The following is a 10933-nucleotide window of genomic DNA, read 5'->3' on the forward strand; positions in this document are numbered from 1 at the left end:
GCGGCCTGCTCGGCCGGCAGCAGCTTCGAAGCGCCGAAGATCAGCACCAGCGCGAAGCCGATGCTGATCGCCGAGCAGATCGTGCTCATCAGCACCGACGGATTTTCCAGATGCAGCGCGATGATCATCGGTGCACCGGCGCCGAAGTTGGCGAGATAGAACGTGCAGGGGAACAGCACGATCAGGCCGAGCAGCGACCAGTGGCTGCTCGAACGGCGGCGCAGTTCGGCGGCGATCACCGCGAAGCAGACCACCTGCGCGGTTTCCAGCACGCCGATCGCCAGCGGGTAGTTGAGGATGCGGAAGGCGTGTGGCCCCCAGTACGACATAGCGTCGCCGTTGATGGCGATCATCTCGAAGGCGCAAGAGCAGGCCAGTTCGATCGCCGCCCACAGGTACAGGCCAGACGCGGTCAGGCCGCGAGCGATACGGTCGCAGATGAACATCGCCGGGCCCGCGTAGAGCACCACATAGCCGCTGTGTGCCCAGACCGGCTGCGGAATGCCGAAGGCGGTGAAGGTCGTCCACAGGCCAGGCGTGTAGAACCACAGGGTCATGCCGGTGTCGTACAGCGCTTCGGCGAAAGCGCCGAGGAAGGCGCCGACGATCAGCAGCACGTAAAACGGCGTCTTCTGGCGAACGCCCATGACGATGGCGATCACCAGCAGCACGGCGGTGACCAGATAGCTGCCGTAGGTGAGTACGGACTGGGTGGCGAGATTCAGCGGATGATCGATCGGCGCGGTCAGCATGGTCCTGGCTCCTGCAGGCGGATGGCCGTCACACTGACGGCCGGAAAAATGGGAAGTGGCTGAACGCGATGGTGATCGGCAGACAACGGAAACGAGCGCGCCGACAGCTGTCGTGATTCGCGTTCATCAACATGCTCCCCACTCCACTTCTCGCTGTTCTTCGTGTCTGCGCACGATTTCGACTTGCCTGCCGGCATGTCGACCCACGTTTATAGTACGTTAGCATACGACCAAATGAACTGGCTTCAGCCGGTGATCGGCCCCGCAGCAGCGGCCCTCGCCAGGCGGTCAGACAAAAATCAACAGGAGAGGAGATTCGGATGACTGCAAACATTGCGGCGCGTGCCGCCATCGTTCGTGAAGTGGGCGCCCCGTGGACGATCGAGAACGTCGAGATCAGCGCCCCGCGCGCCGATGAAGTGCTGATCAAGATGGTCGGCACCGGCATCTGCCATACCGATACCGCATGCCGCACGGGCTTCCCGGTGCCGATGCCGATCGTGCTCGGCCATGAAGGTTCGGGCGTCGTCGAAGCGATTGGCAGCGGCGTCACCAAGGTCAAGGTCGGCGATCACGTCGTCCTCAGTTTCGATTCCTGCGGCGAATGCCTGAACTGCAACAAGGATCAGCCGGCGTACTGCTACACGTTCTACCCCCGCAATCTCGCCGGTGTGCGTGCCAGCGACGGCTCGGCGCAGATCACCCAGGATGGCAAGCCGATCAACGGCCTGTTCTTCTGCCAGTCCTCGTTCGCGACCTACGCGCTGGCCCGTGAGCTGAACACCGTGGTGATGGACAAGTCGCTGCCGCTGGACATCCTCGGCCCGCTCGGCTGCGGCATCCAGACCGGCGCCGGCGCAGCAGTCAACGCGCTCGGCATTCTGCCGGGCGAATCGCTGGCGATCTTCGGTGGTGGTGCGGTGGGCCTGAGCGCACTACTCGGCGCCCGCGCCGTCGATGCCGGGGCGGTGATCGTCGTCGAACCGCAAGCCGGCCGCCGCGCGCTGGCGCTGGAGCTGGGCGCCACCCACGTGATCGATCCGAAGGAAACGCCGGACACGCTGGCCAAGATCAAGGAACTGGTCGGCGGCGTGAACTACGCGCTAGACACCACCGGCATTCCGGCGGTGATGGCTGCGGCGGTGGAAGCGCTGCTGCCGAAGGGCGTGCTCGGTTTGCTCGGCGTGCCGCCTCCGGAAGCGACGGTGCCGGCGAACATGATGAGCATGCTGATCCGCGGCATCACCGTGCGCTACATCGTCGAAGGCGATGCCGATCCGCAGGAATTCATTCCGCGCATGGCCGGCTGGTACAAGGCGGGCAAGTTCCCGTTCGACAAGCTGATCGGCAAGTTCCCGTTCGATCAGATCAACGAAGCCGCGCATGCGGCCGAGAAGGGCGGCGTGATCAAGCCGGTGCTGATCTTCTGATGCCTTGAGCCGGCCGGGCCACGCGCTCGGCCGGTGTAGGGCGGGCCTTGCCCGCCGTTCAGGCAGGGCAGTGGCGGCCACGGGCCGCCCGACCTCAGAGCATTGCGGCGGAAGTGCCCCGGCGTGGTGCCGGTCGCAGCGCGAAACACCTGGGTGAAGTGCGACTGATCGCCGAAGCCCAGATCGAGTGCGATCCGGTTGATTTCCAGTTGCGGATTGCGCAGCAGCTCGCGCGCCTTGTCGATGCGGCGCAAGGTGATGTAGCGATGTGGCGCCAAGCCCGTCACGGCCCGGAAGCGCCGCGCGAAATGGGCGCGGCTGACCTTCGCCCGCTCGGCCAGACCATCGAGCGTCAGATGGCTGGCGAGATTGGCGTCGATGTAATCCAGCATCGCATCGAGCTTCAGGCTCGAATCATTCTTCAGCACCAGTGCTTCGTCCGTGCCCGCAGCTTCTTCATTGCGGAACGAGGCCATGAGGTGCAGCACCAGTGCGCGAATCACCGAATTCACGTACGGGATATTGCAGCGGCTGAGGTCATGCGCCTGCTTCAGCAGCACGTCCATGCAGGCACTGGCGAAGGCATCGCGGAACGCGAAACGGAACGCCGGCTGCGCCGCGAACATCGATTTTTCCAGTCCGTCGAGCAGCCGATGCGGCACATGCAGCGATGAAAAGCTGACTGCGCCATCGATCACGTACTCCACTCGGCGGCCCGGCGGAATCACGCTGATCAGCCCCGGCGTCGATGTGGTTTCGCTCCACGGCCCGTTGCAGGACGCGCGCACTTTGCGCGAGCCGCCGCTGTGAACGGCGACGATGAAATCATCGTTTTCGGCCAGTTCGAAACCGTCGGTCCACGGCAGCTTCCATTCGCAGACCGAAGGACCGCCCCAGGCTGCGGCGTCATTGCTGAACACCGGTGGCCGACGTATGCCGGCGCTGAAGGCATCAACCGCTCGCAGTGTTGACAGTCCTGCCATGTCGCTCTCCTTGCACCCGGGCCGTGATCGTGGTCACCGCCGCTCTTGTCCAGCGCCATTTTTGTCTTGTTTCCAGGACATTCGGGCTGAGCACTTTTTCGATACTGCGGCGATACGAATCACAAAGAAGCACGAAATCACCGCGCCTAAGCTTACTCCACGGTCCACGCCCCCGACACGTCCGCGCGCGTGAGCCAGAGAACCTCAGAAACCCTTGCCGACAAGGCCGAATCGAACTCCGGAGCTGCTGTGGTCACCGATCAAGACACCGAATTCCACAATCCGCCCGACGCGGATCATCGCTACGCAGAAACCAACTGGTTCTGTTTCTACATTCCCCAGGAAAAGATCATGGGGATCGTCTACACGGTGTCTCGCCGCGGCGTCGGCGTGCAGTCCTGCGATGTGTCGCTGTACGGCGCGCTGGTCGACAACCGGGTGGAGACGCTCTACCTCGACGCCCAGATGGCCCTGCCCTGCCCGCCGAGCTTGCGCGAGTACACCACCGCCAACGGCCTGCACGTGAAAGCGCACAGCATTCGCGACTACACGGTCAGCTATCGCGGCTACGACGACACCGAGATCGACTTCGACTTCAAGGGCCTGATGGAGCCCTTCGACATCCACGACAAGAACCACAGCCCGATGGCCGCGGACACCGTCGACGCGCAGCACGCCGGCGCCGGCATGGGCTCGGGCTACGGCGGCCACTTCGACCTGACCGGTCACTTCAAAGGCCGGCTCAAGTTCCGCGGCGTCGAGTATCCGATCGACTGCGTCGAGACGATGGATCACAGCTGGGGCATCCGCGCCGAAATCTTCGTGCCGACCATGGGCTGGTCGCACTGCCATTTCGGGCCGGACTTCGCGATCAAGTGGATCAATCACTGGGACCCGACCAAGCCAGTCGATCAGCAGCAGAGCCTCGCGCACGGCTATGTCATGGACAAGGGCGAGGTTTACGGACTGACCGATCTCAAGCTGGTCACCCATCGCCTGGGCAGCGTCATCCACGCAGTGGAAGTCACCGCCACCGACAAGCGCGGCAAGGTCTGGACCGCACACGGCGCCGCCGAATGCGGCGGGCCCTGGGTCTGCTACGTCGCCTCGAACCTGTATGTCGCGCAGTGCCGCTGGACCTTGAACGACGGAAGAGTCGGTTATGGCTTGGCGAGCGAAATCAATTCGATGCAGGCGCTGACTCGCCAGCATGGCCGGCGCTGGATGAAGTCGTCTGGACATCTGACCGTCTGAAGTAGGGCGGCCCACGGCCGCCAGCTTCGGCCCACTTTCCGCACAGTGCTGGCGGGCGCGGCCCGCCCTACACACAACAATCATTCCAACAATAAAACTGAGGAGACCGCCCATGCAGATGGTCGACAAGGACAAGCCTTCGCCGCAGCTGATCGCGACGATGCGCAAACAATTCGTGGTCGAGCGCGAAGTGGATCGCGCGCTGACCTGGAAGATGGAAAAGCGTGCCGGCGCGCCGTTCACCAAGCTGCCGCTGGAAGCGCTGGTGAAAGGCGTCACGGCGTTGATCGCCGCGAACCTGAAGTCGCCCTTCGAAGTGCGCAATGCACACTGGCTGGCCGGTGGTGCCTCGAAACTGCAGATGGGCTTCGAGCTGGCCTGGGGTCGTCCCGGCGTCGGTCAGACGACGACGAAGATGGTGCTGCGCACCGATCTCGCCGAATCGCTGCACGCCACCAGCCGCCTGCGCGAATTCCAGATCGTCAACGCGATGAAGGGCACGCTGCCGGTGCCGGAAGCGTTCTGGGTCGACGTGCTCGGCGAGCACCTGCCCTACCCGGGCATCGTCTACGGCTTCGCTGCCGGCGTGACCAAGCCTTCCACCGCCAAGAGCGGCGTGTCAGGCCTTGGCACCTGGATGCCGCCGGACGTGCGCAACGCCCTCGCGCCGCAGTTCGTGCGCGACATGGCCAAGCTGCATACCTTCGATTTCCGCAAGGCTGAACTGTCCGCGTTCGACATCCCGCAGACCGGCACCGAGAACGCCCATTGGGCGGTCAGCTGGTGGGATCGGGTCTGGGCCGAAGATGCTGCCGAGGAAGTGCCGCTGATGGCGCTGGCTTCGAGCTGGTTGCACAAGCACGCGCCGGCCGTCGATCAGCTGTCGATCGTCCACGGCGACTTCCGCACCGGCAACTATCTGTTCGACGAACCGACGCTGACCATCGGCACCTGGCTGGACTGGGAGCTGGCCCGTATCGGCGATCGTCATCAGGACCTTGCCTGGAGCACCAGCAAGGCGTTCTCGACGATGACCGAGGACGGCAAGACGGTGCTGATTTCCGGCCTGATGCCGGAGAACGAATTCCTCGAAGCCTACGAGCAGGCAGCGGGCCTGAAGGTCGATGCCAAGGCCCTGCATTACTACCAGGTGTTCAACGCCTACTCGATGATCGCGATGACCCTGGGCACCAGCTATCGCGTCGCCAAGAACGGCAAATCGCATCAGGACATCCTGCTCGCCTGGCTGCTCGGCGTGGGCTACATGCTGATGGACGAGATGCGCGGCCTCATCGAAAAAGGGGTTTAAGACTCATGGAAATGCGCCCACAGCTGCAGATTCAGACCGTCATCAAAGCGATGATGGAAGACGTGATTCCGGCGATGGATCAAACCAATCAGCTGGCCATGCAATCGGCCCAGCTGACCATCGGCACCTTGATGCTGATCTCCCAGCATCTGCCGCTGGAATACCGCTACGACTGCGACGAACTCGCCCGCCTGCTGGCAACGGCGAAGACGCTCGCCACCCAGGCCAGCGGTCTGGCTGCCGCCGGGCAACTGGCTGCCGCCAGCAGCGCCGGTGCCGACGTGCTCGACCGCGCCCGCGCCGAGCCTTCGGAAATTCTCGACGCCATTCGCAGCCTGCGTGCCGCGACCGCCGATACCGTGCGCGCGGTCTACGCCGAAGGTTCGGACAAGGTCCAGAGCGAAGTCGAAAAGACCGTGCTGGCGATGTCCAAGGAGCAGTTGCTGCGCGACCGCTCCTGGCTGCTGATGCAGGGCTGGGAACCGAACCCGGCGCTGGTGCCGGCGATCGACAGCTTGCTGGCACCGATCGCCAAAGGCTGAACCCGGTGACTGCCATCGAACCCGGCCTGCGCCGTCTGCCGCTCAGCGGCGCGGTGAACTTCCGCGATCTCGGCGGCTACGAGACCGCGGATGGTCGCCGCCTGCGCTGGGGCCGGGTGTTCCGGTCGGACTCCTTGGCCGAACTCGGCGAGGCGGATCTGGCGCTGCTGCAGAGCCTGGGTCTGCGTACGGTCTGTGATCTGCGCGGCGAGCCTGAACGCGAGCACAAGCCGAACCGTGCGCTTGGCCCTGAAGTCACCACGCATGCGATCGGCTTCATGCCGCATGGCGGCGAGGAACTGCTGGCTGGCGCGCGCGACGGCAGCCTTGGCCCGGCCGAAATCGAAACCCGCGTGCAGGACATCTATCGCCGCTTCGTCGTCGAGCAGTCCGCGATCTTCGCAAGGCTGCTGCGCCTGATCGCCGATACCGATTCGTTGCCGCTGGTCTTCCACTGCACCAGCGGCCGTGACCGCACCGGCTTCGCCACCGCGATGCTGCTGACCGCGCTCGGCGTGCCGCGGGCAACGATCGAAGCCGACTACGCAATGAGCAACGACTATCGCCGCGATCTGACCTTCCAGGTCGGCGGCATCGTGGCACCGGAGGTGATGGCGGCGCTGACGCAGGCGCATCCGTCCTATCTCGCCGCTGCATTGAGCACGATTGATCAACACCACGACTCAGCCGAGCGCTACCTGCGCGAAGCCCTGGGCCTGGACGACACGACTAGGGCGCGGCTCGAAGCGCTGCTGCTGGAATGAGCCCGCCCGCAACCCACAACAAGACCCGAACACGCTGAGGAGCGATACACGCAATGAGCAAGGCAAACGAACTGTTTTCACTGAAGGGCCGCACCGCGCTGGTCACCGGCGCCAGCAGTGGCATGGGCCGCCACTTCGTCAAGACGCTGGCCGACGCCGGCGCGCGCGTGGTTTGCGCGGCACGCCGCAAGGAGGAGATCGAGGTGGTCGCCGCGGAGATTCGCGCCGCCGGTGGCGATGCGATTGCCGTCGCCGTCGATATCGGCAGCACGGCCAGCGTCACCGCTGCGTTCGATGAAGCCGAGAAGGCTTATGGATCGATCGATCTGCTGGTCAACAACGCTGGCCAGATCGTCTTCGTACCGTTCCCGGACATCAGCGACGATCAGTGGGAAAACTTGATGAACGTCAACCTGACTGGCTGCATGCGCATGTCGCGCGAGTTCTCGAAGCGCCTGATCGCGGCGGGTAAGCCAGGCAGCATCGTCAACATCACCTCGATCACCGGTCAGCAGACCAAGCCTTACCTGTCGATCTACGGCACGGCGAAAGCGGCACTGATCCAGTTCACCAAGCAGTTGGCGATCGATCTGCTGCCGCACGGCATTCGCGCAAACTCCATTGCACCGGGTTACTTCCGCACGGCGATGGTCGACTGGTACTTCGACAGCCCGGAAGGAAAGCTCGAAGTCGACAACCTGCCGGCCAAGCGTGTCGGCAAGCTCGAAGAACTCGATGGGCCGCTGCTGTTGCTGGCGAGCGACGCCGGCTCCTATCTGAACGGCGTGATCCTGCCGGTCGACTACGGCCACGTGGTGCGCATCTCGTTCACCTGATTATTGAGCCGGCATCAAGACATTGGCTTGGGAGTGTGGCCTTGAAACGTCCCTTACCCTTGCCGACGAGGTGGATGATGCCGACTCAATAACAAAGACATTTTGCTGTTGTTATTGATCCGGCTGCTGCGGCGCTCGCCGAGCGAGATTCGTCTAGAAGCCATCGGAGCGTCAGCCGTTAAATATCAAGCAGCCGGATCAATAACTGCTACAGGCGGGACGGGAGACGCAACGAAAACGCGCTCCCGTCTCGCGCGTCTTCGACTACCCACCAGACCGCGTTCGAACGCGGCATCCCCGCAATCGATTGATGGAGGAGTCATACGATGGGCGACAATCCTGGTCTCGAGCAGTTCAAGTTTCCCCTCGACCTCGGCGCGCCGGCAGGCTCGCTCGAAGGCCGTTCGCCGCCGATCGATAACGGCAGCGAGGTCATCGACCCCTCGCGCTACTACTCGCGCGAGTTCATGGCCAAGGAATGGCAAACGCTGTGGCCGAAGGTCTGGCTGCTGGCGGCGGTCACTTCCGACATCCGCGAAGCCGGCGACTACACGCTGTACCAGCACGGCCACGAGGAATTCCTGCTGGTTCGCCAGGATGACCTGTCGATCAAGGCCTTCTACAACAGCTGCCCGCATCGCGGAAACCGCGTCTGCCAGGTTGATCGCGGTGTCGCCGACAGCTTCACCTGCCCGTTCCATGGCTGGCGCTTTGGCGGCAACGGCAAGCTGCAGGAGATCGTCGACGAGGAAACCTTCAATCCCAAGTTGATCGCTCACCGCCCCGGCCTGACCGAAGTGCGCTGCGATCACCTGGCCGGCCTGGTGTTCATCAACATGGACGGCAAGGCACCGCCGCTGAAGGAATGGATGGGCCTGCCGGAAGGCTATGTGGAAGCCTATGGCCTGGAAACGATGAACCTGGTGCGTCATACGCGCAGCGACTGGAGCAGCAACTGGAAGACCGGCGTCGATACCTTCTACGAGTCCTACCATCTGCCGCACATCCATCCGCAGACGCAGGGCTCGATCGAGGAATTCAGCCAGGTGGATCTCTACAAGAACGGCTTCAGCCGGATGATCATGTGGTTCGGCATCAAATCGCACCGTCATGAAGTGGAGCATTCGCGCGATCTGGATGAGGGCACCAAGATCTTCCTGCGCGATGCCGGCATCGATCCCGACACTTACACCGGCACCGTGGCCGATACCCGTCGCGATATCCAGATCGCCAAGCGCGAACGCGCTGCGCGTCTCGGTCTGAAGGACTGGAATCAGTTGACCGACGGCCAGCTCAGCGACGGCTGGATCACCGGCATGTTCCCGAACGTGCAGATGGGTATGCATGCCGAGGGCGTATTCATCATGCGCTTCGTGCCACACCCGACCGATCCCGAGAAATTCACCTACGACAACATGCTGCTCTATCGCCATGTCGATACGCCGAACTACGACGTACCGACCTGGATGGCGATGCCCAAGGACATCGACGTGACCGGCGCCGTGCGGCCGGAGATCGAGCGTTGGGCTGCGAACGAAGTGCCGGGCATCGGGCCGGTCCTGTTGCAGGATTTCGAGCTGGTACCGCATGTGCAATCGGGGCTGAAATCACGCGGCTTCAAGGGCCCGCTGTGGGGCGAGCAGGAAGCGCGGATCCGTCACTTCCACAAGGAAGTGGACCGCTACATTTCGGGCGAGAAGTAAGCGCGATGAGCGAAGTCCGCTGGCTGCCGGTGGCAACGCTTGCCGAACTCGCCGTCGACAGCAACAAGGCGTTCAAGGTCGATGGCAAATCGATCCTGTTATGCCGTACGGCAGCCGGCGTATTCGCGCTGGCCAATCGCTGCACGCACCAACTGGCCGCACTCGAAGGCGGGCGCATGCGCGGGCATCAGCTGTACTGCCCGAAACATGGCGCCTGCTTCGACATGCGTACCGGCAGCGGTATTGGCCCCCTCGGCAAAGTGCCTGTGCCCAGCTACGCCGTACAGATCACTGACGACGGCCAGATCTCGGTCGCGTTACCGGAAACGGTCACCACTTGAATCAAGGAAAACAACGATGAGCGCTGAAACCAACAAGCAGACCGTCGCCCGCTTTCTCGAACTGTTCTCTTCGGGCGCAGTGAAGGAGACGATGGCGATGATGACCGACGACGCCACCTGGTGGGTCGCGGGCACGATGCCGATTTCCGGCACCTATACCAAGGCGCAGTTCGAGCAGCTGCTGTCCGGCGTGCTCGACGTCTGCACCGGCCCGATCCGCATCGAGCCTCGCGACTGGACCGCGGAAGGCGATCGCGTCGCCCTGGAAGCGGAATCCTTCGTCGATACTCGCAACGGTCGCACTTACAACAACCTCTATCACTTCAAGTTCAAGGTACGCGACGGCAAGATTGCCAGCGTCAGGGAGTACCTCGATACGATGCATGCCAACGCGATTCTCTGCACACCTTGACGTAGCCGCACCGCGCATACGGTCTGCTGGGATAGGCTCCTGCCATTCCCCTGACCCGGCTATTGGAGGCGCGCATGGTTAAACCGATCATGAATCTTGACGAAGTCGCGTTTGACGACGTCGAGCAGAACGGCCTCTACACCTCCAGTCGCGGACAGATCAGCGACCACATCGGTGCCAGGAAGCTAGGCTACAACCTCACCGTTCTGCCAGCCGGCAAGTCTCAATGTCCCTTCCATTGCCACCATGGCGAAGAGGAGATGTTCCTGATCCTTGAAGGTGAAGGCGAGCTGCGCTTCGGTGAGCAGCGCTACCCGATCCGCCAGCACGATGTGATTGCCTGTCCACCTGGAGGGCCTGAGGGAGCGCACCAGATCATCAACACTGGCGCGACGACCATGCGCTATCTGGCTTTATCGACACTGGTCGAGGTCGAGACCTGTGAGTATCCGGACTCGCAGAAGATACTCATCGTGGCCGGGCAGCGCGGCGAAAGAAGCGTCCGGAAAATGTTTCGCGCCGAGAATACGGTCGAATACTACGATCGCGAAAAGACCGACCAAGGGTAGTAATGGCCGAACTTCGTTCAACGAAAAAGGCGGAGGCC

Annotated in this window: 12 protein-coding genes; 10 read left to right on the top strand and 2 right to left on the bottom strand. The window is 63.0% G+C overall.

All coding sequences use genetic code 11. The features are described 5' to 3' along the window. Window positions 1–752, bottom strand: a 752-nt coding sequence (locus QZY06_RS21530) for a hypothetical protein (protein WP_295688166.1), incomplete at its 3' end; no start/stop codon positions are given. Between the two features lie 320 nt (window positions 753–1072). On the opposite strand from QZY06_RS21530, the gene QZY06_RS21535 reads away from it, so the two are divergent. After that, window positions 1073–2182 (top strand): NAD(P)-dependent alcohol dehydrogenase, encoded by a 1110-nt coding sequence (locus QZY06_RS21535; protein WP_295688167.1) that lies wholly within the window; start codon window positions 1073–1075, stop codon window positions 2180–2182. On the opposite strand, the gene QZY06_RS21540 is transcribed toward QZY06_RS21535, so the two are convergent. Continuing rightward, complete coding sequence (locus QZY06_RS21540) at window positions 2116–3165, bottom strand: AraC family transcriptional regulator (protein ID WP_295688169.1); 1050 nt, start codon at window positions 3163–3165, stop codon at window positions 2116–2118. The genes QZY06_RS21535 and QZY06_RS21540 overlap by 67 nt on opposite strands. Window positions 3166–3354: 189 nt before the next feature. Between QZY06_RS21540 and QZY06_RS21545 the strand changes: the two genes are divergently transcribed. The 9 genes from QZY06_RS21545 to QZY06_RS21585 all read left to right on the top strand — a co-directional run bounded on the left by QZY06_RS21545 (window position 3355) and on the right by QZY06_RS21585 (window position 10895). Then, on the top strand, window positions 3355–4419 hold the full coding sequence (locus QZY06_RS21545; RefSeq protein ID WP_295688171.1) for a hypothetical protein: 1065 nt from the start codon (window positions 3355–3357) through the stop codon (window positions 4417–4419). A 112-nt stretch (window positions 4420–4531) separates the two neighbouring features. After that, window positions 4532–5728 carry a phosphotransferase family protein gene (locus tag QZY06_RS21550; RefSeq protein ID WP_295688174.1) on the top strand — a complete coding sequence of 399 codons (1197 nt, stop codon included), beginning with the start codon at window positions 4532–4534 and terminating at the stop codon, window positions 5726–5728. Between the two features lie 5 nt (window positions 5729–5733). Next, the gene (locus tag QZY06_RS21555) at window positions 5734–6270 is read left to right on the top strand and encodes a hypothetical protein (RefSeq protein WP_295688175.1); all 537 of its coding nucleotides are present in this window, start codon (window positions 5734–5736) and stop codon (window positions 6268–6270) included. Between the two features lie 5 nt (window positions 6271–6275). Next, the gene (locus QZY06_RS21560; RefSeq protein WP_295688177.1) at window positions 6276–7034 is read left to right on the top strand and encodes a tyrosine-protein phosphatase; all 759 of its coding nucleotides are present in this window, start codon (window positions 6276–6278) and stop codon (window positions 7032–7034) included. Between the two features lie 53 nt (window positions 7035–7087). After that, window positions 7088–7870, top strand: a complete 783-nt coding sequence (locus QZY06_RS21565; protein ID WP_295688179.1) for an SDR family NAD(P)-dependent oxidoreductase — start codon at window positions 7088–7090, stop codon at window positions 7868–7870. A 326-nt stretch (window positions 7871–8196) separates the two neighbouring features. Next, the gene (locus QZY06_RS21570; protein ID WP_295688180.1) at window positions 8197–9573 is read left to right on the top strand and encodes an aromatic ring-hydroxylating dioxygenase subunit alpha; all 1377 of its coding nucleotides are present in this window, start codon (window positions 8197–8199) and stop codon (window positions 9571–9573) included. A gap of 5 nt (window positions 9574–9578) precedes the next feature. After that, on the top strand, window positions 9579–9914 hold the full coding sequence (locus tag QZY06_RS21575; RefSeq protein WP_295688182.1) for a Rieske 2Fe-2S domain-containing protein: 336 nt from the start codon (window positions 9579–9581) through the stop codon (window positions 9912–9914). 16 nt (window positions 9915–9930) lie between these two features. After that, window positions 9931–10326, top strand: coding sequence for a nuclear transport factor 2 family protein (locus QZY06_RS21580; RefSeq protein ID WP_295688185.1), 396 nt, complete (start codon window positions 9931–9933; stop codon window positions 10324–10326). Window positions 10327–10400: 74 nt separating this feature from the next. Beyond that, window positions 10401–10895, top strand: a complete 495-nt coding sequence (locus QZY06_RS21585; RefSeq protein ID WP_295688187.1) for a cupin domain-containing protein — start codon at window positions 10401–10403, stop codon at window positions 10893–10895. Window positions 10896–10933: the final 38 nt, after the last annotated feature.

Origin of the sequence: uncultured Nevskia sp., assembly GCF_903885465.1 — a bacterium.
Lineage (GTDB): Bacteria > Pseudomonadota > Gammaproteobacteria > Nevskiales > Nevskiaceae > Nevskia.